Here is a 25,722-nt window from a genome sequence, read left to right on the forward strand (position 1 = left end):
GAGAATTTCGGCAACTTCTTGCGAACAGCTCTCGACACGACAGGGACGTCGTCCAGGAGGAAGCATGGCAAGAAAGACCGTGGCCGCTGCACTCGCCCTTGTGGCGGGAGCCGCTGCGGCCGTCACGGCGAACGCCCCGGCCCAGGCCACCCCGCCGGGGACCAAGGACGTCACCGCGGTGATGTTCGAGTGGAACTTCGCCTCGGTGGCCCGCGAGTGCACCGACCGCCTCGGCCCCGCCGGCTACGGCTACGTCCAGGTCTCCCCGCCCCAGGAGCACCTCCAGGGCAGCCAGTGGTGGACCTCGTACCAGCCCGTCAGCTACAAGATCGCCGGCCGTCTCGGGGACCGCGCCGCCTTCGCGAACATGGTGAACACCTGCCACGCCGCCGGCGTGAAGGTGATCGCGGACTCGGTCATCAACCACATGGCCAACGGCTCCGGCACGGGAACGGGCGGGACCCCGTTCTCCAAGTACGACTACCCGGGCCTCTACTCCGGCTCCGACATGGACGACTGCCGGGCCACGATCTCGACCTACCAGGACCGGGCCAACGTCCAGAACTGCGAGCTCGTCGGCCTCCCCGACCTCGACACGGGCGAGGAGTACGTCCGCGGGAAGATCGCCGGCTACCTCAACGACCTGCTCTCGCTGGGCGTCGACGGCTTCCGGATCGACGCCGCCAAGCACATGCCGGCCGCCGACCTCGCGGCCGTCAAGGCCAAGCTGACGAATCCTTCCGTCTACTGGAAGCTGGAGGCCATCCACGGCGCCGGCGAGGCCGTCTCCCCGAGCGAGTACCTCGGCAGCGGCGACGTCCAGGAGTTCCGCTACGCCCGCGACCTCAAGCGCGTCCTGCAGAACGAGAAGCTCGCCTACCTGAAGAACTTCGGCGAGGCCTGGGGCCACATGCCCTCCGGCCAGTCCGGCGTCTTCGTCGACAACCACGACACCGAGCGCGGCGGCGACACCCTCAACTACAAGGACGGCGCGAACTACACCCTCGCCTCCGTCTTCATGCTCGCCTGGCCCTACGGTTCCCCGGACGTCCACTCCGGCTACGAGTGGACCGACAAGGACGCCGGACCGCCGGGCGGCGGCCAGGTGAACGCCTGTTACACCGACGGATGGAAGTGCCAGCACGCCTGGCGCGAGATCTCCTCCATGGTCGCCTTCCGCAACACCGCCCGCGGCGAGGCCGTCACGAACTGGTGGGACAACGGCAACAACGCGATCGCGTTCGGCCGCGGCTCCAAGGCGTACGTGGCCATCAACCACGAGTCCTCCGCCCTGTCCCGCACCTTCCAGAGCTCCCTCCCGGCCGGCACCTACTGCGACGTGCAGTCGAACACCGCCGTGACGGTGAACGCCTCCGGCCAGTTCACGGCCACCCTCGCCGCGAACACCGCCCTCGCCCTGCACACCGGGGCCGTGAACTGCGGCTCGGGCACCCCGACGACCCCGCCGACGACCCCGCCGCCGGCCACCGCGGGCGCCTCCTTCAACGTCACCGCCACCACCGTGATGGGCCAGAACATCCACGTGGTCGGCAACCGCGCCGAGCTCGGCAACTGGGCCCCGGCCGCCGCCCTCAAGCTCGACCCCGCCGCCTACCCGGTGTGGAAGCTGACGGTGAACCTGCCCGCCGGAACGGCCTTCGAGTACAAGTACGTCCGCAAGGACGCGGCCGGGAACGTCACCTGGGAGTCCGGCGCCAACCGCACCGCGACCGTCCCCGCCTCCGGCCAGGTCGTCCTGAACGACACCTTCCGCAGCTGAGCTGAGCTGAGCCTCCTCCCTCCGCAGGGCCGCCCCGACCGGGGCGGCCCCCTCTTCCCGTACCTCCAGGGAGCCCCCGTGATACCCAAGCGAACGGCCGTGGCGCTCGCCGCCGCCCTCGTCGCCGCCCTCGTCCCGGCCCTGCCCGCGACGGCCGCGCCCCGCCCGCCGGCCCCGCCCTCCGACCGGACCCTCGCCGCCGAACCGGCCCGCCAGGACCTCACCCGCGAGCAGTTCTACTTCGTGCTGCCCGACCGGTTCGCCAACGGCGACACCTCCAACGACAAGGGCGGCCTCACCGGCAGCCGTACCGCCACCGGCTTCGACCCCACCGACAAGGGCTTCTACCAGGGCGGCGACCTCAAGGGGCTCACCCAGCGCCTGGACTACATCAAGGGCCTCGGCACCACCGCCATCTGGATGGCGCCGATCTTCAAGAACCGGCCCGTGCAGGGCGAGGGCAAGGACGCCAGCGCCGGCTACCACGGCTACTGGATCACCGACTTCACCCAGGTCGACCCGCACTTCGGCACCAACGACGACCTCAAGAAGCTCATCGCCGCCGCCCACGCCAAGGGCATGAAGGTCTTCTTCGACGTCATCACCAACCACACCGCCGACACCGTCGACTACGCCGAGAAGAAGTACGGCTACCGCCCCAAGGGCGCCTACCCGTACCTCGACAAGGACGGCCGCCCCTTCGACGACCGCACCGCGATCGGCGAGGTCGACGCCGGCTCCTTCCCGTACACCCCCGTCGCGCGCGGCGGCGACAAGGTCCCCGCCTGGCTCAACGACCCGACGATGTACCACAACCGCGGCGACTCGACCTGGCAGGGCGAGTCCGCCGAGTACGGCGACTTCGTCGGCCTCGACGACCTGTGGACCGAGCGCCCCGAGGTCGTCGAGGGCATGCGGAAGATCTACGAGACCTGGGTCCGCGACTTCGACATCGACGGCTTCCGCATCGACACCGTCAAGCACGTCGACCTCGACTTCTGGACCCAGTGGGCCACCGCCCTCGACGCCTACGCCAAGAAGCGGGGCCGCGAGGACTTCTTCATGTTCGGCGAGGTCTACTCCGCCGACACCACCGTCACCGCCCCCTACGTCACCCGCGGCCGGCTCGACGCCACCCTCGACTTCCCCTTCCAGGACGCCGCCCGCGCCTTCGCCTCCCAGGGCTCCGGCGCCGACCGCCTCGCCAAGGTCTTCGCCGAGGACTACCGGTACACCACCGACAAGGCCAACGCCTACGAGCAGGTCACCTTCCTCGGCAACCACGACATGGGCCGCTTCGGCACCTTCCTGAAGCAGGACAACCCGAACGCCTCCGACGCCGAACTCGTCCGCCGCGCCACCCTCGCCAACGAGCTGATGTTCCTCTCCCGCGGCAACCCGGTGGTCTACTCCGGCGACGAGCAGGGCTTCACCGGCGCCGGCGGCGACAAGGACGCCCGCCAGCCCCTCTTCGCCAGCCAGGCCGCCGACTACCTCGACGACGACCGGCTCGGCACCGACCGCGGCCACGACACCGACGCCTACGACACCGGCCACCCGCTCTACCGGTCGATCGCCGCCCTGTCCAGGCTCACCCGCGAACACCCCGCCCTCCGCGACGGCGTCCAGCAGGAGCGCTACGCCGAGGGCTCCGTCTACGCGGCCTCCCGCACCGACGCGCGGCAGCGCGTCGAGTACCTGGTCGCCGCCAACAGCGCCACCGAGCCGAAGACCGTCACCCTCCCCGTCGACTCCGCCTCCTTCCGCACCCTGTACGGCGGCCAGGGCGCCGTCACCGCGAAGGACGGCACGGTCACCGTCACCGTCCCCGCCCTCTCCACCCTCGTCCTCCGGGCCGACCGGCCCCTCCCGGCCGTCACCGGGAAGCCGTCCGTCGCCCTGAAGGCCCCCGCCGCCGGCTCCACCGGCACCGTCGAGCTCACCGCCGACGTCACCGGCGACGCCCTCAGCCGGGTCGTCTTCGCCGCCCAGGTCGGCAACGGCCGCTGGCAGACCCTCGGCACCGCCGACCACGCCCCCTACAAGGTCACCCAGCACGTGACCGCCCCCGCCGGCACCCCGCTCCGCTACAAGGCCGTCGTCGTCGACGCCGCCGGACACACCGCGAGCGCCACCGCCGCCACCACCGCGGGCGCGCCGCCGGTCCCCGAGAAGCCCGTCGCCGTCGAACGCCCCTACGCGATCGTCCACTACCGGCGCGAGGACGGGGACTACGACGGCTGGACCCTGAACGCCGCCGGACAGCGGGCCGCCTTCACCGGCCGCGACGCCCACGGCGCCTTCGCCTGGGTGAAGGTCCCCGAGGGCGCCTCCTCCGTCGCGTACACCGTCGAGAAGGACGGCGCCGCCGACGGCCCCCAGCGCACCATCCAGCTCGGCCGCACCGGCGAGGTCTGGATCACCCAGGGCCAGGACGGCCAGTCCGACACCGACCCGGCCCCCACCGCCCCGGACAAGACCAAGGCCGTCATCCACTACCAGCGCCCGGACGGGAACTACGACGGCTGGGGCCTCCACCTGTGGACCGGCGCCGCCCAGCCCACCGACTGGTCCAAGCCCCTCCTGCCCACCCGCGTCGACGCCTACGGCGCCGTCTACGAGGTGCCGCTCGCCGAGGGCGCCACCTCCCTCTCGTACATCCTCCACAAGGGCGACGAGAAGGACCTCCCCACCGACCAGTCCCTCGACCTCGCCGCCACCGGCCACCAGGTCTGGCTCCTCGCCGGGCAGCCCAAGCACCTCCTGCCGACCACCGGCGGCGCGCCCGCCCTCGACCTCGGCAAGGCCGAGGCCCAGTGGATCGACCGGAACACCGTCGTCTGGAAGGTGAAGGCGAACGACTCCACCAGCCAGCAGCTCGTCTACGCCCCCGACGGCGGCATCACCGTCACCGACGGCGCCCTCAGCGACGAGGGCCGGTGGCTCCGGCTGAACGCGGGCAGCCTCACCGAGGCCCAGAAGGCGAGGTTCCCGCACCTCAAGGACTACCCCGCCTTCACCGTCGACCCCCGCGACGCCGACCGGGTCCGCGCCTCCCTGCGCGGCCAGCTGCTCGCCACCCAGCGGGCCGCCAACGGCGCCCTGCTCGCCGCCACCGGCGTGCAGACCGCCGGCGTCCTCGACGACCTGTACGCGGCCAAGGCCACCACCCGGTCCCTCGGCCCGGTCTTCCGGGCCGGCCGGCCGACCCTCTCCGTGTGGGCCCCGACCGCCCAGTCCGTCGCCCTCGAACTCGACGGCAGGACCGTCCGCATGCGGCGCGACGACGCCACCGGCGTCTGGTCCGTCACCGGCGACCGGTCCTGGACCGGCAAGCCCTACCGGTACGTCGTCAAGGTCTGGGCGCCGACCGTCGGCAAGCTCGTCGAGAACCGCGTCACCGACCCGTACTCGACCGCCCTCACCGCCGACTCCGCCCGCAGCCTCGTCGTCGACCTCGCCGACCCGAAGCTCGCCCCGGCCGGCTGGAACACCCTGCGGAAGCCGGCCGCCGTGCCGCTGCGCGACGCCCGCATCCAGGAACTCCACGTCCGCGACTTCTCGATCGCCGACGCCACCGCGAAGGCCGACCACCGCGGCACCTTCCTCGCCTTCACCGACCGGGACAGCAAGGGCTCGAAGCACCTCAAGGCCCTCGCCGACTCCGGCACCAACTACGTCCACCTCCTCCCGGCCTTCGACATCGGCACCATCCCCGAGAAGAAGTCCGGCCAGGCCGAACCCGCCTGCGACCTGAAGGTCTACGCCCCCGACTCCGAGGAGCAGCAGGCCTGCGTCGCCGAGGCCGCCGCGAAGGACGCGTACAACTGGGGCTACGACCCCCTGCACTACACGGTCCCCGAGGGCTCCTACTCCACCGACCCGGACGGCACCCGCCGCACGGTCGAGTTCCGGCAGATGGTCCAGGCCCTCAACGGCCAGGGCCTGCGCACCGTCATGGACGTCGTCTACAACCACACCGTCGCCGCCGGACAGTCCGACAAGTCCGTCCTCGACAGGATCGTCCCCGGCTACTACCAGCGCCTCCAGGCCGACGGCACCGTCGCCACCTCCACCTGCTGCGCCAACACCGCGCCCGAGAACGCCATGATGGGCAAGCTCGTCGTGGACTCGGTCGTCACCTGGGCCAGGCAGTACAAGGTCGACGGCTTCCGCTTCGACCTCATGGGCCACCACCCCAAGGAGAACATCCTCGCCGTCCGCGCGGCCCTCGACGCCCTGACCGTCGAGAAGGACGGCGTCGACGGCAAGGCGATCGTCCTCTACGGCGAGGGCTGGAACTTCGGCGAGATCGCCGACGACGCCCGCTTCGTCCAGGCCACCCAGAAGAACATGGCCGGCACCGGGGTCGCCACCTTCTCCGACCGGGCCCGCGACGCCGTCCGAGGCGGCGGCCCCTTCGACGAGGACCCCGGTGTCCAGGGCTTCGCCTCCGGCCTCTACACGGACCCCAACGCCTCCACCGCCAACGGCACCCCGGAGCAGCAGAAGGCCCGGCTCCTGCACTACCAGGACCTCATCAAGGTCGGCCTCAGCGGCAACCTCGCCTCCTACTCCTTCACCGACACCTCCGGGCGCACGGTCAAGGGCTCCGAGGTCGACTACAACGGCGCCCCGGCCGGCTACGCCGCCGTCCCCGGCGACGCCCTCGCCTACGCCGACGCCCACGACAACGAGACCCTCTACGACGCCCTCGCCTTCAAGCTGCCGGCCGGCACCACCGCCGCCGACCGGGCCCGCATGCAGGTCCTCGCCATGGCCACCGCCACCCTCTCCCAGGGCCCGGCGCTCTCCCAGGCCGGCACCGACCTGCTCCGCTCCAAGTCCCTCGACCGCAACTCGTACGACAGCGGCGACTGGTTCAACTCGATCCACTGGGACTGCCGCGACGGCAACGGCTTCGGCATCGGCCTCCCGCCGGCCGCCGACAACAAGGCCAAGTGGGGCTACGGCAAGCCGCTCCTCACCCACCCGAACCTGACGGTCGGCTGCGACGAGATCGACGGCGCCTCCGCCGCCTACCGGGACCTCCAGCGGATCCGCGCCACCGAGCCCGGCTTCTCCCTGGCCACGGCCGGGCAGGTGCAGGAACGGCTCTCCTTCCCGCTCTCCGGCACCGAGGAGACCCCCGGCGTCATCACCATGCGCCTCGGTGACCTCGTCGTCGTCTTCAACGCGACCCCGGGCGAGAGCGAGCAGACCGTCGCCGCCCTGGCCGGCACGGCCTACGGCCTGCACCCGGTCCAGGCGAACGGCTCCGACGCCGTGACCAAGTCCGCCTCCTACGAGGCCGGTTCGGGCACCTTCACGGTCCCGGCCCGCACGGTCGCCGTCTTCAAGGCCGCCACGACCTGACCAAGTCGTCGCGAAGGTCCCGGCCGTCCTTGTGCGGCCGGGACCTTCGTCGTGAGGCTGGGACCGGACACCCCGGACCCGCACGAGAGGCCGTCATGCCGCAGATCACCGTCGACCATTCCGTCCCCTTCGACCGGCGGGCCTTCGCGCTCGACCTCCACGGCCTCGTGGCGGAGACCGTCCGCACCTCCGTCGGCAACTGCAAGACCCGCTTCCGCGAGGTCGCGGAGACCGTCGTCGGCGACGGCGCCACCGACGCCGCCCTGGTCCACATCGAGATCGCCCTGGCCTTCGGGCGGACCGACGCGCTCAAGACCCACCTCGCGCAGGGCGTGCTCGCCCTCCTGGCCCGGCACCTCAAGGGCGCCGAGGGCGTACGCCTCGCCGTCGAGGTCCGCGACCTCGAAAACGCCTACCGCAAGGCCTGATCCGGCACGACGGGCAGGGGGGCCGGAGCCGGCGCCAGCGCGAGCAGCCGGCCCACCAGCTCGGCGAACGGGCCGTCCGCCGGTTCGTCGGCCAGCACCGCCGTCAGCACCTTCGCCGTCTGCTCGTCGTGGACCGCGCTCACCGCCGTCAGCGCCGCGAAGTCGTGCACCAGCTTCCGCTCCAGCTCCGCGCGCGGCACCCGCCGCCCGTCCAGCCACAGCAGCGCCGTCGACTCCGCGAGCGACACCCAGGACCGCACGACGAGTTCGAGCCGGGGCGAGGGGTCCGCCACCCCGAGGTGGGCCACGATCTGCTCGTACGCGGCCTGCCGCACCTCGTCGATCATCGCGTTGGTCGTCGACGAACCCACCGCGGGACCACCCCGCATCAGCGCCGCGAAACCCGGCCCGTGGTCGTCGACGAAGTCGAAGAAGCGGCCCATCACCCGCAGCAGCCGAGCACCGAGGGGGCCCTGCGGCGGCTCCAGGAAGCGGGCCGCGAGCTCGTCGGCCGCGCGCCGCAGCGCCGCCTCGTACAGGCTCTGCTTGCCGGGGAAGTAGTGGTAGACCAGCGGCCGGGAGATGCCCGCGGCGGCGGCGATCTCGTCGATGGAGACCTCGTCGGGGGAGCGGCTGCTGAAGAGTTCGAGGGCCACCCCGATCAGCTGCTGCTTGCGCTCCTCGACGCCCATCCTGCGCCGCACACCGGTCGTCATACGAACAGCCTATCGGGGTCCGTTACGCTCCTCGTCCATGACAGCTTCCGACCAGGAAACCCCGGCCGCCGAGAACCCCGAGACCTCCGCGCCGGACGAGCCGGACGAGCCCGACGAGGCGCCGGAGGAACAGGAGTCGGAGGAGGACGCGCGGGAGGACGCGCGGGAGGACGCGCAGGAGGACGACGGCGAGCGGTCCGGCGCGGGCATGACCCCCAAGCAGGCGAGGCGGCTGCGCGTGGCGGCCGCCTCGGTCCTGCTGGTGGCGATGGGCGTGATCCTCGTGATCCGTCTCGCGAGCCGGACCTCCGTGCTGGTCGTCGGCGTCTACGGCCTCGCGATGATCCTCTGCGGGATCGTCATCGAGCTGGCCCGCAACGGCCGTACCCGGCTCGGCACCTGGCTGCTCGTGGGCGGCCTCGCGGCCGCCCTCGCCTTCGACTGGCTGATCCTTCCCTGACGTCCTAGAGGTCGAGGACGAGCTTCTTCCCGGCGCAGCGTGAGACGCATATCAGCATCGAGTCCGCCCGCTCCGCGTCGGTGAGCAGCTCGTCCCGGTGGTCGACCTCGCCCTCCAGGACGGTCTGCCGGCAGGTGCCGCAGAAGCCCTGCGTGCAGGAGTACATGAGGCCCGGCACCTCCTCCCGTACGGCTGCGAGCACCGACTGGCCGGCGGCGACGGACACCGTCCGCCCGGAGCGCCGGAGTTCGACCTCGAAGGGGGTGCCGTCGGCCGGGGCGAGCGCCGAGAAGCGCTCCAGGCGCGGCGTGCGGCCCTCCGGCAGCGCGGCGGAGACGGCGTCCATCAGCCCGTCGGGGCCGCAGCAGTAGACCTGCGTCTCGGCCGGTGTCCGCGCCAGGAAGGACAGGTCCGGATACCCGTCCTCGTCCTCCGCGACCACCGTCACCCGGTCCCCGCCGAGCCGGACCAGATCCGCCAGGTACGGCATGGTGGCGCGGGACCGTCCGCAGTAGACGAGGCGCCAGTCGGCGCCCGCCGCCTCGGCGGCCCTGGCCATCGGCAGGACCGGGGTGATCCCGATGCCGCCGGCGACGAAGACGTACGCGGGGGAGTCGACCAGCGGGAAGCGGTTGCGTGGCCCGCGGATCTCGATCTCGGCGCCCTCGTGGAGCTGTTCGTGCACCTCGCGCGAGCCGCCCCGGCCGCCCTGCTCCTCGCCGATGAGCCGGGTCGCGATCCGGTAGACGTCCGCCTGGGCCGGGTCGCCGCACAGCGAGTACTGCCGGACCTGCCCCGAGGGAAGGACGACGTCGACGTGGGCGCCGGGCTCCCAGGACGGCAGCCGCTCGCCCTCCAGGCGCAGTTCGACGACGCCGTCGGCGGGGACGGCCCGGCCGGTGACGAGCACCCGGCGCGGGACGGTCGCCCCGCGCCCGTATCCGGAGACCGGCGTCTCCAGGGACGGCATCGGCCACAGCGGCGCGGTCGTCATCCGGGAGCGGACCGCCCGGCGGACGAGGAGCGCGGCGCCGGCGACGAGGGCGACGGTGGTGAACCGGGGCATCAGCGGCCTCCGTTGGCGCCGGGGGAGGAGGCGAGGTAGGCGACGGCCTGCGCGGTGTCACCCTCCTGGGAGGGGTGGTAGGCGCGGCTCAGGTAGCGGGGGATCGAGCGCAGCATGGCCGGGGTGGACGGCAGCACGCCCTCGCGTCCCTTGCGGTAGAAGTCGGCCCAGGCGACCTTCGGGTCGAGCAGGGCCGGGTCGTTCTCCATGAAGAAGCGGACCCCGCGCTGCCAGAGGAAGACGAGCGCGGAGAAGGCGAGCGCCCAGGTGCGGGCGCGGCGCCGGTAGCCGCCGTCGAGGTGCATGAAGAGGTCGAAGGCGACCGCCCGGTGCTCGACCTCCTCGGCGCCGTGCCAGCGCAGCAGGTCCATCATCATCGGGTCGGCGCCCCGCCGGTCCAGCTCGTCGGCGTTGAGCACCCAGTCGCCGAGGAAGGCGGTGTAGTGCTCGATCGCGGCGATCAGCGCGACCCGCTCCATCAGCCACCAGCGGCGGGCCCGGCCCGGCGGCAGCGTCCGGTCGCCGAGCAGCTTCTCGAAGAACCAGTCGACCTGCGCGGTGTACGGCGTCGGGTCGAGCCCCTGCCGGCGCAGGTGCGGCAGCACGTCGTCGTGCGCCTGCGAGTGCACGGCCTCCTGCCCGATGAAGCCGATGACGTCCTCGCGCAGCCGGTCGTCGGTGATGTACGGCAGCGCCTGCTGGTAGACGTGCACGAACCACCGCTCCCCGGCGGGGAGGAGCAGGTGCAGCACGTTGATCGTGTGGGTGGTGAAGGGGTCGCCGGGAACCCAGTGGAGCGGCGTCTCCTGCCAGTCGAAGGCGACCTTGCGCGCCTTGAGCTCGACGTGCTCCGACGCCACCGGTGCAGGCTGCGTATTAGACATGTCGTCAATGTACTGAGGAGTAAGCACCGGGAACAGAGTCGTGCAGGGGCTTTCTGGGCAGCGGTACGGGCCCGGCTCCCGCACCGCGACCGGGCGTCCGGGCTCAGCGCAGGGCGGGCATGCGGCGGCCGTCCTCCAGGGTGGCGCTCAGCTCCGCGCGGGCCCCCGCCGACGCCTTCGCCGCCAGGACCGGCCCCTCGGCCCGGGCCGTGACCCCGCCCTCGACCCGCACCGACGCCAGGTCGGGGCCGCCCGCGGCCAGCACGTACCAGCCGCCGGCCGGCGCCTGCCACAGCGCCCCGGCCAGCACCCTCGGCTCCCGCACCCCGCACGCGGGCGCGTCCTGCGCGCGGGCGGCGAGCGCGGCCGGGACCTTCGGGTCCGGCGGCAGGAACTGCGCGAGGACCCGGCTGCCGGTGCCCCGCCAGGTCTCCGCCCGGGTGCACACCCAGGCCGCCCGTCCCGCGCCCTCCGGCAGCGACTGCCGGGCGAACCGCCAGGCCCGCACCGAGCCCACCCCCTGTCCGAGGACCGTCGTCAGCTGGCACGCCGTCCGCGCCCAGACCGCCCGCGCCTCACGGCCCGTGGCGTCCACGGGCGCGCCGGGCGGCCCCCACAGCAGCCGGGCCGGCACCAGCTCGCCGAGGTCGCCGAGCAGCCGGCCGCCGGAGCCGTCCGTCACCTGGAGGGTGTTCCACCGCGCGCACTCCTCCGCGAGCGCGGGGCTCGGCACCGCGTCGGTCACCCCGTGCGCGTCCCGCCCCAGCGCCCACGGCTCCTTGCCGGGCATCAGCAGGTCCCGTACGGCCGTCCCGGTCACCCACGGCGCGGTCAGGTAGCGGACGTTGCCCGCCGCCCGCGTCACCACGACCGCGCTCGCCCCCGGCCCCTCCGCGCCGTCGGTGCGGGCGAAGTCGAGCGCGGCGCCCGCCGTCCCCTCCACCGGCTCGGCGTACCGCACGATCCGCAGCCCGTCGTGGAACAGCACCACCCGGGCCGCGTCCACCCGCCCCGCGAACAGCAGCTGGGGCGGCCCCATCGGCGGCCCGACCGGCGTGCCCGGCGTCGCCGAGGACTCCACGGCCCCGCCGGGCCGCGCCCACACCGCGAGCGCCCGCCGCAGCAGCGGCGCGTCCCCGGCGAGTTCCCCGCGCGCGGGCCACACCGAGAAGTCCCGCCGTACGGCCCCGGGCCAGACGGCCGGCGCGACCCGCCGCACCTTCGCCGGGTCGAGCGCGGCCTCGGCGGCGGGGTTGCGGGCGTAACTCGGCGCCGCAGCACCGTTTCTGCCCCAGCCGTCACCCGGCAGCCCGAGCAGCGCCCCGCACACGAGCAGCGCCACCACCCCCACCAGGACCGCCCGCCCGTGCTGCCGCCGCCGCAGCAGGTCCCCGGGCCGCGCCTGGAGCGTGCACGGGTCGAACTCCGCCGATTCGAGCAGCGAGGCGCCCCCGAGCCGGGGCCCGGGGGCGGGGACGGGGGCCGGGGGAGAGACCGGGGCGCGCCCGGGCCCGGCCTGCTCGGCGACCCGCTCGGCGGGGGCCGCAGTCTCCTCGTCCTCCTCCAGCGCGGCCAGCTCCGCCAGCGCGGACCCCGGATCCCCGGCGCCCGCCGCGGCGAGCACGCGGAGGACCTCCGCGTCGCCCTGCCGCTCCAGACCGCGCAGCACGTACGCGGCCCGGGCCGGGGCGGAGAGCCGGGCGAGCAGCTGGTCCAGGGCGAGTTCGTCCGCCCCGCCCGCCCGGGGGAACAGCCGCAGCCCCCACACCTGCGGCAGCAGCGGCGGCAGCTGCGCCCGGCGCGGCACGGCGAGCCGCCGCAGCGGCAGCCCGGCGACCAGCGCCTGCCGCAGCACCTCGCCCCGCACGTACGCGTACCCGGGATCCACCGCGTCCTCGGGCCGCCGGGGCTCCGGCACGGCGGGCCCCGGCACCCGCCGGCGCGGCAGCGCCCGCTGCACCAGCGCGTGCGCGGTCAGCACCCGCCGCTTGCGGCCCATCGTCGGCGGCAGGACCAGATAGGCGATGCGGACGAGCCGCGGATAGCGCTCGACGAGGGCGGCCTCGGCCTGCTCGACGTCGACGGGGCCCACGGGCGAGGGAACGAGATCCTGGGTGCTCACGTTCAGCAGAACGAGCGATTCTTGCGATGGTCACCCCGGCCGGGCCCGCGCGCCGCCCGGCTCCGGCGGTCCGCCTCAGGCCGCGTACACCGTCAACCGCTCCCGGAGCAGCGCGATCGCCTCCTCCGGCACCCCGAGCCCGTCCCGTACGTACGCCTCCACCGAACCGTGCCGCTCCGCGACCTCCTCCAGGCCCGCGTCCAGGTACTCCGGCAGCACCCCGATCATCGCGAGCGCCAGGTCCGGGTCGCCGCCCTGGGTGACGAAACCCTCGATCATCGGCGCGAACGCCTGCCGCACCGCCGGGTTCACCGCCAGGTACTCCTCCCGCACCGTCGCCTCGTCCGCGCCGAGCAGCGCGAGCACCACCGTCGCCCCCCAGCCCGTACGGTCCTTGCCCGCCGTGCAGTGGAAGAGCAGCGGTCCGGCCCCCGGCGCCGCCAGCTCGACGAGCAGGGTGCGGTAGGAGGCGCGGGCGGAGGGGCTGCCGACGAAGGCCCGGTAGGTCGCCCGCATCGCGTCGACGATCCGTCCGCCCCCGAGGTGCCGCTCGGCGAGCGCCGGGTCGGTGAGCAGCGTCTTCAGCCGCGCGGCCGGCGGAAGCCCGCTCGCCGCCAGGTGGTCGGCGAGCACGTCCGCGACGAGCAGCCGGGCGCCGTCCGGCAGCCGGTCGGGCCGGTCGGCGCGCTCGGCGGCGGTCCGCAGGTCGACGACGGTCCGCAGCTTCAGCCCCGCCACCACGGCCTCGTCCGGTTCGAGCCGGTCCAGCTGCGCCGACCGCAGCACGAGTCCGTCCCGCACCGACCGCCCGTCGCCCAGCGGTACTCCGCCGAGGTCCCGGAGGTTGGCGACGGAGGTGGCGGCGATCGCGGGCATGGGCGGTACTCCTCCGACGGGACGCGGCCGGGGCACGGCCGGGACACGGCACTCTCTCCCGACCGTAACGGCCGGATCCGCACTCGGCACCAGCAGACGAAGTAGTCCGTTCCGTACCACCGGGAGGTGGTCTGTCCAGTCCCCCGGACGGGTGACACCATGTCCCCCGATGACGCACCCACTCTCGCCGCTGCGCGCCCTGAGAGCCGCCCTGTTCGCGGTCGTGTGCGTCGTCCTGGCAGCGGTGGGGCATTCGTCCATGTCTGTCCACACCCTTGACCCGCTCGCCCTCCTCGCCGCCTTCGCCGTCACGGCCGCCGGCGCCTGGTGCGCGGCCGGCCGCCGGCGCGGCCCGGTCGCCTGCGCGGCCGGCCTGCTGGCCGCCCAGGGCGCCCTCCACCTCACGTTCTCGCTGACGGGCGCCCACCCGGCGGCCGCACCGGCGACGGCGACGGCGACGAGCCACGGGGCGCACGGGGAGCACGCGGTGCACGGCGCCCACGGCACCGCCACCGCCGCACCCGAGGCGCTCCTCGACGGCGGGGCCGGCATGCTCGCCGCGCACCTGCTGGCCGCGCTGGTCTGCGGGCTGTGGCTGGCGCGCGGCGAGGCCGCGTTCTTCGCGCTGGCGGAGGGGGCGTCCAGGCCGCTGCGGCGACTGTTCGCCGTTCCGCTCGGTCCCGTCGCCGTCCCCGGCGACCCGCGTCGCCCGGTGCGCCGGCCGCGCCGGGGCGCCCGGCGGCCGCACGTCGTCGTCCTCGCGTCCGTCCTCTCCCGGCGCGGGCCGCCCCGCCCGGCCCTCACCCGCGCCACGGTCCTCGGTCCGCTCGTCTGACGTCCGCCGGGGGCCGCTTCCCCCTGCCCGACGGCAGGCCCCCACCGGACCCCTCACGAGACTCCGAGGACAGTCATGACCATCGACGACCCCGCACGCCCTGACGCGGCCGAAACAGCCGAAACAGTCGACACGGCCCAAACAGCCGAGACGGCCGAGAAGCCCGAGACGGCCGAGACGGCCGAGGCGCCCGAGACGGCCGAGAAGCCGGCCTCGCCGGCGTCCCGCCGCGGCGCCTGGACCGCCCTCCGGCCCCTCCTCCTCCGGCTCCACTTCACCGCCGGTCTCCTCGCCGCCCCCTTCCTCCTCGTCGCCGCCCTCAGCGGGCTGCTCTACGCGCTGTCCTTCCAGGCCGAGAAGGCCGTGTACGCGCACGAGCTCTCCGTCCCGGCCGGCGACACCGTCCTGCCGCTGGACCGCCAGGTCGGCCTGGCCCGCGAGGCGAACCCGGACGGCACCGTCACCGCCGTCTGGCCCGGCGCCGAACCGGGCGCGACCACCCGCGTCCTGATGGCCGACCCCGACGCCCCCGAGGGCACCTCGCTCGCCGTCTTCGTCGACCCGTACACGGGCGAGGTGCGCGGGCAGCTGCCCAGCTACGGCAGCAGCGGCGCCCTGCCGCTGCGCACCTGGATCGACGGCCTGCACCGCGACCTCCACCTCGGCGAACCCGGCCGGATCTACAGCGAGCTCGCCGCGAGCTGGCTCTTCGTGCTGGTCCTCGGCGGCCTCGTCCTCTGGTTCGCCCGGCGCCGCACCAGGCGGCGGGCGCTGCTGCTGCCGGAGCGCGGCCCCAAGTCCCGCCGCCGCACCCTCTCCTGGCACGGTTCGGTCGGCCTCTGGGCCGCCCTCGGTCTGCTGCTGCTCTCCGCGACCGGCCTGACCTGGTCCCGGTACGCCGGCGAGAACATCGGCGCCCTGCAGGACGGTCTCGGCGGCGCCACCCCCACCCTCTCGGCCGGTGTCGAGGGCGGCACGGGCGGCGGGGGCGGCGAGCACGCGGGCCACGGCCCCGGCCACCAGCCGGCCGACCCCGCCCCGGCGCCCACCGCCGACATCGGCGTCGACCGCGCCGTCGCCGCCGCCCGCGCCGCCGGGATCGACAGCCCCTCGATAGCCGTCACGCTGCCCGCCGAGGGCAGGGGTTACGTCGTGAAGGAGACCGACAAGCAGTTCCCGGTCGAGCTGGACCAGGTCGCCCTGGACCCGGCCGACGGCACGGTCCTCGACCGGCTCTCCTTCTCCGAGTATCCGCTCCTCGCGAAGCTGACCCGGATCGGCATCGACGCCCACACCGGCGTCTTCCTGGGCCTGTTCAACCAGCTGGCCCTCGCCGCCCTCGCCCTCGCGCTGGTCCTGATGATCGTCTGGGGCTACCGCATGTGGTGGCTGCGCCGCCCCCGCCGCCCGGTCGGCCGGGGCGCCTGGGGGAAGCTGCCGGTGACGCTCCTGCTGCCGCTCGCGGCGACGGCCGCGGTCGTCGGCTGGTTCGTCCCGCTGCTCGGCGTCAGCCTGCTGGTGCTCCTGGCGGCGGAGGTCGTCCTCGCCCTGGTGAACCGGCGGGCGAGGACGCGCTAGCCGCCGGTCAGGGCAGGTACTTGTAGCCGACCCGCCGCACGGTCTGGATCGTGCGGCGGTGCTCGGCGCCCAGCTTGCGGCGCAGCCGGGCCACGTGGACGTCGACCGTCCGCCCGTCGCCCACGTGGCCGTACCCCCACACCGTCTGCACCAGCTGGTCGCGGGTGTGCACCCGGTACGGGTGGGCGACGAGATGGGCGAGCAGCTCGAACTCCAGATACGTCAGGTCGAGCGCCCGCCCGTCGACGGTGGCGATCCGCCGCTCGTCGTCGATGGCGACCGGCCCCTCGGCCCCGGCCGGCACCGGTGCGGGCGGTTCCTGCTCGGCCGGCAGCAGCACCAGGTAGCCGACCATCGGCGGCCGGCCGGGCAGCGTGGGCAGGGCGTGCGGGGGCGCGGGCAGCAGCGTGGCGCCCGGCGGCAGGAAGTCGGCGACCCGGGCGAGCCCGGCGACCTCGTCGGGGGCGACGGCGCGCAGGCGGGGGCGGGCGGCGGGGGCGAGCGGGGCGGCGGCGGCCTGGACATGGGCCATGGGAGGACTCGGCTTTCTCGCGTGAAGAAACGGACGGACAGGCGTCGTACGTCACTGCGCGTCGGCCGAAGGCCGCGGACCGGACAGGTCTCCGGTCGGGGTTTTAGAGGGCCGACGCGTTCCTCACGCGCCGACAGCACCGGTCGAAGTCGTGGTGCTGGCGGGAAGGCCAGAACGGCTCGAGGTCGTGGCGACCCCGCGCGCTGTCGTTCCGCTCCATGCTGGCCATATCCCTATTAAACCAGGAGGGAACGCCGGAGCGAAGGGGTGTCCACGGGAAGAGACGCCCGCCGGACGACGGGACGCCCGCCGAACGCGAAGGTGCCCGCCGGGCGAACCGGCGGGCACCTTCGGGGAACTGGCGGGCGATCAGACCTGGCCGGCCTTCTCCAGCGCCTCGCAGCAGGTGTCCACGATGAGGCGGGTCACCACGTACGGGTCGACGTTGGCGTTCGGGCGGCGGTCCTCGATGTAGCCCTTCTGGTCCTGCTCGACCTGCCACGGGATGCGGACCGAGGCGCCGCGGTCCGAGACGCCGTAGGAGTACTCGTCCCACGGGGCGGTCTCGTGCAGGCCCGTCAGGCGCTCGTCGATGCCGGCGCCGTAGTTCTTGACGTGGTCGAGCGGCTTCGAGCCCTGGCCCAGCGACTCGCACGCGGTGATGATCGCGTCGTAGCCCTCGCGCATCGCCTTGGTGGAGAAGTTGGTGTGCGCGCCCGCGCCGTTCCAGTCGCCCTTCACCGGCTTCGGGTCGAGGGTCGCGGAGACGTTGAAGTCCTCGGCCGTGCGGTAGAGCAGCCAGCGGGCGATCCACAGCTGGTCGGAGACCTCCAGCGGGGCCAGCGGACCGACCTGGAACTCCCACTGGCCGGGCATGACCTCGGCGTTGATGCCGGAGATGCCGAGACCGGCCTTGAGGCAGTTCTCCAGGTGCGCCTCGACGATCGGACGGCCGTGGATCTCGTCCACGCCGACGCCGCAGTAGTAGCCGCCCTGCGGGGCCGGGAAGCCGTTGACCGGGAAGCCGAGCGGACGGGTGCCCTCGAAGAAGGTGTACTCCTGCTCGATGCCGAAGATCGGCTCCTGGGCGGCGTACGTGGCGGCGACCTCGGCCAGCGCGGCGCGGGTGTTGGAGGCGTGCGGGGTCATGTCCGTGTTGAGGACCTCGCACAGCACCAGGACGTCGTTGCCGCCGCGGATCGGGTCCGGGCAGGAGAAGACCGGCTTGAGGACACGGTCCGACGCGTGGCCCTCGGCCTGGTTGGTGCTGGAACCGTCGAAGCCCCAGATCGGCAGCTCCGCCAGCGGCAGACCCTCGCCCGCGATGATCTTCGTCTTGGAACGAAGCTTCGCGGTCGGCTCGGTGCCGTCGATCCAGATGTACTCAGCCTTGAAGGTCACGGGGTCATCCTTAGGGCGTGGCGTGCTGCTGCGGGTGTCGTCCGCGGCGGCTCGCGGCGCTGCGAGAAGCTGCGGGGCGGCGCCGAACGTCCGGCCGGTGACCCGGCCCGCCGCCCGTGGCGCCTTTCGTGTGACCGCAGCTTCGCAACACGGGATTTCCCGGCGGTTGCCCGTTTGTGAACCCCGTGTTACTCAGCCTTCCTGTGATACGCGCGCCGCCCGTGCGAGGCCGTGCGCGTCGAGCAGCGGGCCGAAACCGGCCGACCGGATCCGCCGGACCAGCTCCTCGCCCGAGACGCCCAGCGCCTCGGCCGTCCGCCCCGGGTGCCAGTCGCAGGACGCCAGCCGGCGCAGCAGGTACCCCCGCCTGACCTGCGCGTCCGAGAGCCGGAAGGTCTTCAGATACGCCGTCCGCCCCTTGCGGTCGGTGATCAGCTCGCCGATGTGCTGCTCCCGCCCGTCCCGCAGGAACGGCGGCAGGAAGCGGTACAGCGAGAAGGGCCCCGTCCGGTACGCCCGCTCGAAGGCGTACGGCGTCTCCAGGAGGTCCCGCGCCATCAGCCCGTCGTGCGCCACCGCCCAGCGCCGCTCCTGCTCCCGGGCCGCCGCCCGCAGGTCCGCGAGGTTCCGGATGCCGCCGGCGCCGTCCCTGATCCGGGCCGCGAACTCGGGCACCGGCGCGCCGTAGTGCGCGTACTGGTGCACCAGCTCGCCGTACAGGTCCTCCACCAGCGTCGGATGCAGCAGCCGGTAGTCCTCCGGATGCGGCACGACGAAGGCCGCGGCCAGCGCGTCCGCCGCGTACACCAGGACCCCGCACTGGCCCGGGTGCACCTCGAAGACCCGCAGCGCCTCCGCGAGCCCCGGCACGTCCACGCCCGCGTACGCCGCCTCCGCCCGCGGCGGGAGACCCCGCCGCAGCGCCTGCCGCGACCACTCCTCCCACAGCACCGTCGGCCCGCCGAAGTGCAGCGAGAGATACCCGTCCAGGGCGAGGTGGAGCGGCAGGAACCGCAGTCGGCGCTCGCCGCGCCGCCGCTTGGCGAGCCGGTGGTGCGGGGCGCGGACGGGCACGACGGCCCGCGGCGCGTCCCCGAGCCGGGTGCCGTACGCCGCCTCCTCCCGGCCCGTCCCCGACCAGTCGGCGACGAAGCCGTGCGGGACGTACGAGGTGTAGACGGTGCCGTCGCCGACGTCCACGGAAGAGGGCCCGTCCCCGTGGGTCCGCTCGTACACCTCCCGGTGCAGCCGCAGCCCCTCGACCGGCTCCTCCCGCACCAGCGGCACGAGCCGGATCCCGCCCCACACCTGCGCGGCCCGCACGTCGAGCCCGGTGAGATCGATCCGCGTCACCGTCCCGCCCCCTTCTCGTGCTCCGCCAGGAAGTCCGCCACCCGCCGGTCCAGATAGGCGCGCAGCTCCGTGAGCCCGGTCCGCCCCTCGGCGAACCCGGCGATCTCCACGAGCGCCGGCAGGTCCTCCGCGTCCCGGATGCCGACGGCCGGCACCGACGGACCGAGCCGGCGCACGTCGAACACCCCCGCGTCGTATACGGGGTTCACGTGCACGGCCGCCGTCCGCCGCTCCGGGTCGAGCCGCGACCGCCACACCCGCAGCACCTCGCCCGCCAGGCCCGGCGGCGCGTTGTCCCAGCCGTCCGAGACGACCACCAGCCGCTCGGGCCGGCCGTCGAGCGCGTCGAGGATCCGCAGCCCCAGCGGAGTGGGCCCGTACGGCCTGACCAGCAGCGGATCCGTACCGCCCGAGGTCCACAGACCGGTGTACGCCCCCGGGGCCGCCAGCGCCTCCAGGAGGAAGTGGCAGCCCAGCGCCACCGCCAGCGGCCGGCGCCGCTTCACCGCCGAACCCGACGAGGAGAAGCTGTCGTCGAGGACGGCCGCGACCCGCCCCCAGCTCCCCGCGTACGGCCCCGCCGCCCGCCGCGCCGCCGCCCGCAGCGCCCCGGTCAGCTCGGCCCGCCGCGCCGCCCGCTCGGCGAACGGCAGCGCGAGCACGTACAGCGCCAGCCGGGTCAGCGGCATCACGGCCAGATCGGGGGCTCCCGCGGTCCGGGCGCTCCGCAGCCGTTCGAGCCGGGTCATCCGGGGCGCGATCCGCTCCAGGAACACCGCCCGGTCCACCCCGTGGCGCGCCGCGAACCCCTCGGCGACCGTGAACGGCAGCTCGTACAGCGCGTCCTCGGCGTAGTGGGCCCGCCGGTACGCCTCCAGGGTCCGGTTCTCGTACCGCACCCGGCGGCCGGGCGCGAAGAGGAAGTCGCCGGTCTCGGCGTCGGCGGCCGGCACGTGCGCGTGCTTGAGGGCGGCCTTCACCCCGGGCCGGTACTTCACGGCGTCGAGCGCCGGATCCGGCCGGGCGGCCAGCCACTCCCGCACGATCGCGCGCGTGCGCCGGTTGTTCACCCCGGTCTCGCGCAGCGTCCGGAACAGCCGGTAGACCCGCGGCGGCGCCATCCGCGCCAGCCGGGCCGCCACCAGGCGCCCCTCGCCGTCCCCCGCCTCGCCCGGTGTGCGCAGCAGCTGCTCGACGACGAGCGCGGCGTTGTGGTCGTTGATGTCGAGCGCGAGGCACGCGGCGTACAGCGGCCGGTAGTTGACCCGTACGTACTCGTGCAGGAAGGCGAGCGACAGCCGCTGTTCGGCGGCGGAGGAGCGGAACTCCCGCTGCCCGGTGGCGGTCACGGCCGCGTTGACGAACAGCAGCACGTCCTCCGCGGCGACGAGCTCGGACACGGCGCCCCCTGTCTTTCGCGTGTCGGGGTGCCGGCCGGGGAGAGGGAGCACGATCAGCGAAGACGTTGCTTTACAAGGCAGGTATCGGAAGTCGTACCGAAGTCCCGCGGCCGGCACCCGAGCACGCTAGACGCCGCGGACCCCCCACCGCCACCGCTTTCCCGCCCGCCCGCGCCCACACGGCAGACTGGCCCCCATGCCCACGCACAGCACCCTCCCCACCGTCTCCACCGTCCCCGCCCTCCCCGACCGCCCCCGCATAGGCCTCCTCGGCACCGGCCCGTGGGCGGCCCGCACCCACGCCCCGGCGCTCGCCGCCCACGAGGGGGTGGAGTTCCACGGGGTGTGGGGCCGCCGCCCGGAGGCCGCCGCCGAGCTGGCCGCGGCGCACAACGCGCGCGCGTACGACGACGTGGACGCCCTCCTCGACGCCTGCGACGCCGTCGCGTTCGCCCTCCCGCCGGACGTCCAGGCGCCGCTCGCCGCCCGCGCCGCCCGGGCCGGCCGCCACCTCCTCCTCGACAAGCCGCTGGCGACCACGGTCGAGGCGGCCCGCGAGGTCACGGAGGCGGTCGCGGAGACGGGCGTCGCCTCGGTCGTCTTCTGCACCCTGCGCTTCGCCCCGGAGACGGCCCGCTGGATCGAGGAACAGCGGGCGACGGGCGGCTGGTACGTGGCCGAGGCCCGGTGGCTCGGCTCCCTCTACGGCCCCGGCGCCGACAGCCCGTACGCGGCGAGCCCCTGGCGCCGCGAGAAGGGCGGCCTCTGGGACGTGGGCCCGCACGTCCTCTCGGTCCTCGTCCCGGTCCTCGGCGACGTCACCCGGGTGCGGGCGGCGAAGGGCCCGGACGACACCCACCACCTGGTCCTCGGCCACACGACGGGCGCGAGCAGCACGGCCACGCTCACCCTGAGCGCCCCGCCGGCGGCGGCGGGCGCGTCCCTCACCCTCCACGGCACGGCGGGCAGCACCACCCTCCCGGCCTGGAACGGAGCCCGGCCCGCCTACACCGAGGCGATCACCGCCCTGCTCACCGCGGCCCGCACCGGCACCCCCCACCCCTGCGACGCCCGCTTCGCCCTCCGCCTCACCGAACTCCTCACGGAGGCGGAGGCGGAGGCGGAGGCGGAGGCGACGCCCCTCTGAGCGCGCGGACGGCGGCTAACCCCGGCCGAGGGCGTCCCGGACGGCCTCCTCGGTGCGGCCGACGACGGCCGTACCGTCGTCGGCGGTGATGAGGGGCCGCTGGATGAGCTTCGGGTGGGCGGAGAGCGCCTCGATCCACCGCTCCCGGTCACCCGGCTCCCGCCCCCACTCCTTCACGCCGAGCTCCTTGGCGACGGCCTCGCCGGTCCGCGTGATGTCCCACGGTTCGAGCCCGAGCCGTCCGAGCACGGCCCGGATCTCGTCCGCGGAGGGCACGTCCTCCAGGTACTTCCGGACGGTGTACTCGGCCCCCTCGGCGTCGAGCAGGGTGAGGGCGCCACGGCACTTGGAACAGGCGGGATTGATCCAGATCTCCATCCCTCCAAGCTACCCCCAAACCCCGTCCGACCAGGCCCGATTGTCAGTGCCCCGCACTAGAATGGGAGTCGAAGGCAAGGGCCCCGGGGAGGGCCCCCGCCACCGTTCGCCAGGAGGTAGCCCATGGCAGTCGCCGTGATCCGCAGGCCGTCCATCGAACCCTTCACGCCCGTCGAGAAGAAGGCCCTTCCGGCCGGGCGCCCCCGCGAGTGGTACGTCACGCACAACCGCCGCCTGAAGGCCATGCGCCTCGCGATCGCGCTCCTCGACTCCGGCGTCTACGTCCCGAGGAGGGCGACCAACGCCACCATCCGCACGATGGCCGAGCGCATAGGCATCCACCCGCCCTCGAACCTCACCTGCCGCATGGTCCGCACCTTCATCCGCGACAAGCGCTGACCCCCGGCGAAGGCGAAGGCCGCCGCCCCCGGAATCCCGGGGACGGCGGCCTTCGTGGTGGTGCGGGGTGCCTCGCGGTTTAGAGGTCGTAGTAGAGCTCGAACTCGTGCGGGTGCGGGCGGAGCTGGATCGGGGCGATCTCGTGGGTGCGCTTGTAGTCGATCCAGGTCTCGATCAGGTCGGAGGTGAAGACGCCGCCGGCCTGGAGGTACTCGTTGTCCTCCTCCAGGGCCCTGAGCACGGCCTCCAGGTTGGTCGGGACCTGCGGGACGCTCGCGTGCTCCTCGGGGGCGAGCTCGTACAGGTCCTTGTCGATCGGCTCCATCGGCTCGATCTTGTTCTTGACGCCGTCGAGGCCCGCGAGGAGGAGGGCGGAGAAGGCGAGGTACGGGTTCGAGGACGGGTCCGGCGCGCGGAACTCGACGCGCTTGGCCTTCGGGTTCGAGCCCGTGATCGGGATGCGCATGGCGGCGGAGCGGTTGCGCTGCGAGTAGACCATGTTGACCGGCGCCTCGAAGCCCGGCACCAGACGGTGGTAGGAGTTCACCGTCGGGTTGGTGAAGGCGAGCAGCGACGGGGCGTGCTTGAGGATGCCGCCGATGTAGTAGCGGGCGGTGTCCGAGAGGCCCGCGTAGCCGGCCTCGTCGTAGAACAGCGGGTCGCCGTTGGCCCACAGCGACTGGTGGACGTGCATGCCCGAGCCGTTGTCGCCGAAGATCGGCTTCGGCATGAAGGTCGCGGTCTTGCCGTTCCGCCAGGCGACGTTCTTGATGATGTACTTGAACAGCATCAGGTCGTCGGCCGCGGCGAGCAGCGTGTTGAACTTGTAGTTGATCTCGGCCTGGCCGGCGGTGCCCACCTCGTGGTGCTGGCGCTCGACCTGCAGGCCGACCTTCTCCAGCTCCAGGGACATCTCGGCGCGCAGGTCGGCGAAGTGGTCGACCGGCGGGGCCGGGAAGTAGCCGCCCTTGTAGCGGACCTTGTAGCCGCGGTTGTTCTCCTCGGAGCCGGTGTTCCAGGCGCCGGCCTCGGAGTCGATGTGGTAGAAGCCCTGGTTCGCGGAGGTCTCGAAGCGGACCGAGTCGAAGACGTAGAACTCGGCCTCGGGGCCGAAGTACGCGGTGTCGGCGATGCCGGTGGAGGCCAGGTACGCCTCCGCCTTCTTCGCGATGTTCCGCGGGTCACGGCTGTACTGCTCGCCCGTGATCGGGTCGTGGATGAAGAAGTTGATGTTGAGCGTCTTGTCGCGGCGGAACGGGTCCAGGCGGGCCGTCGAGAGGTCGGCGCGCAGCGACATGTCGGACTCGTGGATGGCCTGGAAGCCGCGGATCGACGAGCCGTCGAAGGCCAGCTCCTCGGACGGGTCGAAGGCCGTCGCCGGGATCGAGAAGTGCTGCATCACGCCGGGAAGGTCGCAGAAGCGGACGTCGACCATCTTGACGTCCTCGTCCTTGATGAACTTCGCGACTTCTTCGGCGTTCTGGAACCCGTGCTTGGACATCCAACTCCTCCTACTCCCGGCCCGGGGAGGGGCGGGGTTGCAGCTCGGTGATGCACCAGTGCGGTGGCGCACGCTCGTACCCGACCCTAGGCAGTCGGGATTTCTCAAGCATGACCCATTTGTTTCGTCGAAGTTAACCGGGACGTGTGGCGGCCCTCCGTGTCGCGCCTCAGCCGCACCCGGACCGAAGTGATCGAAAACGGGCGCAGTACGGTGGTCGGGTGGACAACAGGCAAGCACTCGGATCGTGGCTCTCCGGCCCCCGTGCCGCGGCGGAGCAAGCAGGCGTGGACTTCGGTTACCGGGGGCAGCAGCTGGGCCTCCCCGAGGAGGGCCCCGGCTCCATCGCCCGCCCGGGCGCGCGGCTCGGCGCGCTCGCCGTGGACTGGGGCCTGTGCCTGCTGATCGCATACGGTCTCATCACCGACGGCTACGGGCAGGCGACCAGCAACTGGGCCCTGCTCATCCTCTTCGCCCTGAACGCCCTCACCGTCGGCACCGTCGGCGCCACCCCGGGCAAGCTCCTCTTCCGCCTGCGGGTCGTCTCGGCCGCGGGCGGCCGGCTCTCGCTGCCCCGCGCCGTGCTCCGCGCGGCCCTGACCTGCCTGGCGATCCCCGCCCTGGTCTGGGACCGGGACGGCCGCGGCCTCCACGACCGCTTCTCCGGCGCCGTCCAGGTGCGGGTCTGAGCCGGAGCGGTACCCACGACAGAAGGCGGTGCCCCGGACCTCTCGGAGGTCCGGGGCACCGCCTTTTCCGGTTCTTCGTGCGCGTCAGCGCATCTTTCCGCCGCGCGGCATCTTCATGCCCTTGGGCATCGGGCCCTTCGGCAGCGGCATGTTGCTCATGAGATCGCCCATCGCGCGCAGCCGGTCGTTGGCCGCCGTCACCTGGGGGCCGCTGAGCAGCCGGGGCAGCTTCAGCATCTTGGTGCGGACCTTCTTGAGCGGGACCTGGCCCTGCTCCTCGTCGTTGCCGACGACGATGTCCGTCACCGGCACGTCGACCAGGATGCGGGCCATCTTCTTCTTCTCGGCCACGAGGAGGGGCTTCAGCCGGTTCGGGTTGCCCTCGCCGACCAGGACGATGCCCTGGCGGCCGACGGCCCGGTGCACCACGTCCTGGCTGCGGTTCATCGCGACCGCCGGGGTGACCGTCCAGCCGCGCCCGATGTTCTGCAGCACCGCCGCGGCCGCGCCCGGCTGGCCCTCCATCTGCCCGAAGGCCGCCCGCTCGGCGCGCCGGCCGAAGACGATCGCCATCGCCAGGAGCGCCAGGACGAAGCCCAGGATGCCCAGGTAGACCGGGTGTCCGATCAGGAAGCCGATACCGAGGAGGACACCGAGTACGACGATGCCCACGCCGGCCACGACGAGCCCGACCTTGGGGTCGGCCTTCCGGGTCATCTTGTACGTGAGGGCGATCTGCTTCAGTCGCCCTGAGTTCGCGGCGTCAGCGCCGCCCGTGTTTGCCTTCCTCGCCATGCCTTG

21 protein-coding genes are annotated in these 25,722 nt (G+C 73.5%); 9 read left to right on the forward strand and 12 right to left on the reverse strand.

Annotated elements, in window-relative coordinates:
* Nucleotides 1–64: 64 nt before the first annotated feature.
* From ABZ621_RS03245 to ABZ621_RS03255, 3 genes are all read left to right on the forward strand, one after another.
* Nucleotides 65–1,780, forward strand: coding sequence for a carbohydrate-binding module family 20 domain-containing protein (locus ABZ621_RS03245; RefSeq protein ID WP_360600155.1), 1,716 nt, complete (start codon nt 65–67; stop codon nt 1,778–1,780).
* A gap of 78 nt (nt 1,781–1,858) precedes the next feature.
* Nucleotides 1,859–7,156 carry a pullulanase-type alpha-1,6-glucosidase gene (pulA, locus tag ABZ621_RS03250; RefSeq protein ID WP_360600157.1) on the forward strand — a complete coding sequence of 1,766 codons (5,298 nt, stop codon included), beginning with the start codon at nt 1,859–1,861 and terminating at the stop codon, nt 7,154–7,156.
* A gap of 95 nt (nt 7,157–7,251) precedes the next feature.
* Nucleotides 7,252–7,584, forward strand: a complete 333-nt coding sequence (locus tag ABZ621_RS03255; protein WP_360600159.1) for an isomerase — start codon at nt 7,252–7,254, stop codon at nt 7,582–7,584.
* Here the strand turns inward: ABZ621_RS03255 and ABZ621_RS03260 are convergent.
* Nucleotides 7,569–8,300, reverse strand: a complete 732-nt coding sequence (locus tag ABZ621_RS03260; RefSeq protein WP_360600161.1) for a TetR/AcrR family transcriptional regulator — start codon at nt 8,298–8,300, stop codon at nt 7,569–7,571. The genes ABZ621_RS03255 and ABZ621_RS03260 overlap by 16 nt on opposite strands.
* Before the next feature lie 37 nt (nt 8,301–8,337).
* Between ABZ621_RS03260 and ABZ621_RS03265 the strand changes: the two genes are divergently transcribed.
* Nucleotides 8,338–8,760 carry a hypothetical protein gene (locus ABZ621_RS03265; RefSeq protein ID WP_360600163.1) on the forward strand — a complete coding sequence of 141 codons (423 nt, stop codon included), beginning with the start codon at nt 8,338–8,340 and terminating at the stop codon, nt 8,758–8,760.
* Nucleotides 8,761–8,764: 4 nt separating this feature from the next.
* Here ABZ621_RS03265 and ABZ621_RS03270 read toward each other — a convergent pair whose 3' ends face one another.
* The 4 genes from ABZ621_RS03270 to ABZ621_RS03285 form a co-directional block, all read right to left on the reverse strand.
* A complete protein-coding gene (locus ABZ621_RS03270) occupies nt 8,765–9,826 on the reverse strand; it encodes a PDR/VanB family oxidoreductase (RefSeq protein ID WP_360600164.1) in 1,062 nt (353 codons plus the stop codon).
* Nucleotides 9,826–10,710, reverse strand: coding sequence for a metal-dependent hydrolase (locus tag ABZ621_RS03275; protein WP_360600166.1), 885 nt, complete (start codon nt 10,708–10,710; stop codon nt 9,826–9,828). The genes ABZ621_RS03270 and ABZ621_RS03275 overlap by 1 nt, the downstream gene beginning before the upstream one ends.
* Nucleotides 10,711–10,813: 103 nt before the next feature.
* Nucleotides 10,814–12,841, reverse strand: coding sequence for a hypothetical protein (locus ABZ621_RS03280; protein WP_360600801.1), 2,028 nt, complete (start codon nt 12,839–12,841; stop codon nt 10,814–10,816).
* Nucleotides 12,842–12,907: 66 nt separating this feature from the next.
* Nucleotides 12,908–13,708, reverse strand: a complete 801-nt coding sequence (locus ABZ621_RS03285) for a tyrosine-protein phosphatase (RefSeq protein WP_360600168.1) — start codon at nt 13,706–13,708, stop codon at nt 12,908–12,910.
* A gap of 169 nt (nt 13,709–13,877) precedes the next feature.
* Here ABZ621_RS03285 and ABZ621_RS03290 point away from each other — a divergent pair, with 169 nt between their 5' ends.
* Together ABZ621_RS03290 and ABZ621_RS03295 are read left to right on the forward strand one after the other, a co-directional pair.
* Nucleotides 13,878–14,543, forward strand: coding sequence for a hypothetical protein (locus tag ABZ621_RS03290; RefSeq protein WP_360600170.1), 666 nt, complete (start codon nt 13,878–13,880; stop codon nt 14,541–14,543).
* A 75-nt stretch (nt 14,544–14,618) separates the two neighbouring features.
* Entirely contained in the window at nt 14,619–16,121 is a 1,503-nt protein-coding gene (locus tag ABZ621_RS03295) for a PepSY domain-containing protein (protein WP_360600172.1), read from the forward strand.
* Nucleotides 16,122–16,128: 7 nt separating this feature from the next.
* Here the strand turns inward: ABZ621_RS03295 and ABZ621_RS03300 are convergent, their stop codons facing one another.
* The 4 genes from ABZ621_RS03300 to ABZ621_RS03315 all read right to left on the reverse strand — a co-directional run bounded on the left by ABZ621_RS03300 (nt 16,129) and on the right by ABZ621_RS03315 (nt 20,807).
* Complete coding sequence (locus ABZ621_RS03300; protein WP_360600174.1) at nt 16,129–16,653, reverse strand: winged helix-turn-helix domain-containing protein; 525 nt, start codon at nt 16,651–16,653, stop codon at nt 16,129–16,131.
* A 369-nt stretch (nt 16,654–17,022) separates the two neighbouring features.
* Entirely contained in the window at nt 17,023–18,054 is a 1,032-nt protein-coding gene (gene glnII / locus ABZ621_RS03305; protein ID WP_360600176.1) for a glutamine synthetase, read from the reverse strand.
* Nucleotides 18,055–18,246: 192 nt separating this feature from the next.
* Complete coding sequence (locus ABZ621_RS03310) at nt 18,247–19,407, reverse strand: hypothetical protein (protein ID WP_360600178.1); 1,161 nt, start codon at nt 19,405–19,407, stop codon at nt 18,247–18,249.
* Entirely contained in the window at nt 19,404–20,807 is a 1,404-nt protein-coding gene (locus ABZ621_RS03315; RefSeq protein WP_360600180.1) for a hypothetical protein, read from the reverse strand. Before ABZ621_RS03315 ends, ABZ621_RS03310 begins: the two co-directional genes overlap by 4 nt.
* A gap of 196 nt (nt 20,808–21,003) precedes the next feature.
* Between ABZ621_RS03315 and ABZ621_RS03320 the strand changes: the two genes are divergently transcribed.
* Entirely contained in the window at nt 21,004–21,954 is a 951-nt protein-coding gene (locus tag ABZ621_RS03320; protein ID WP_360600182.1) for a Gfo/Idh/MocA family oxidoreductase, read from the forward strand.
* 15 nt (nt 21,955–21,969) lie between these two features.
* On the opposite strand, the gene ABZ621_RS03325 is transcribed toward ABZ621_RS03320, so the two are convergent.
* Complete coding sequence (locus ABZ621_RS03325; protein WP_360600184.1) at nt 21,970–22,332, reverse strand: arsenate reductase family protein; 363 nt, start codon at nt 22,330–22,332, stop codon at nt 21,970–21,972.
* 123 nt (nt 22,333–22,455) lie between these two features.
* Here ABZ621_RS03325 and ABZ621_RS03330 point away from each other — a divergent pair, with 123 nt between their 5' ends.
* Nucleotides 22,456–22,731, forward strand: a complete 276-nt coding sequence (locus tag ABZ621_RS03330; RefSeq protein WP_360600186.1) for a hypothetical protein — start codon at nt 22,456–22,458, stop codon at nt 22,729–22,731.
* 79 nt (nt 22,732–22,810) lie between these two features.
* Here the strand turns inward: ABZ621_RS03330 and glnA are convergent, their stop codons facing one another.
* Nucleotides 22,811–24,232 carry a type I glutamate--ammonia ligase gene (gene glnA, locus ABZ621_RS03335; protein WP_360600188.1) on the reverse strand — a complete coding sequence of 474 codons (1,422 nt, stop codon included), beginning with the start codon at nt 24,230–24,232 and terminating at the stop codon, nt 22,811–22,813.
* A 221-nt stretch (nt 24,233–24,453) separates the two neighbouring features.
* Here glnA and ABZ621_RS03340 point away from each other — a divergent pair, with 221 nt between their 5' ends.
* The gene (locus ABZ621_RS03340) at nt 24,454–24,921 is read left to right on the forward strand and encodes an RDD family protein (RefSeq protein ID WP_360600190.1); all 468 of its coding nucleotides are present in this window, start codon (nt 24,454–24,456) and stop codon (nt 24,919–24,921) included.
* A gap of 84 nt (nt 24,922–25,005) precedes the next feature.
* Here ABZ621_RS03340 and ABZ621_RS03345 read toward each other — a convergent pair whose 3' ends face one another.
* A complete protein-coding gene (locus ABZ621_RS03345) occupies nt 25,006–25,716 on the reverse strand; it encodes a DUF4191 domain-containing protein (RefSeq protein WP_360600192.1) in 711 nt (236 codons plus the stop codon).
* Nucleotides 25,717–25,722: the final 6 nt, after the last annotated feature.

Source organism: Streptomyces sp. NPDC007863, from assembly GCF_040633895.1.
In the GTDB taxonomy this organism is placed as follows: Bacteria; Actinomycetota; Actinomycetes; order Streptomycetales; family Streptomycetaceae; genus Streptomyces.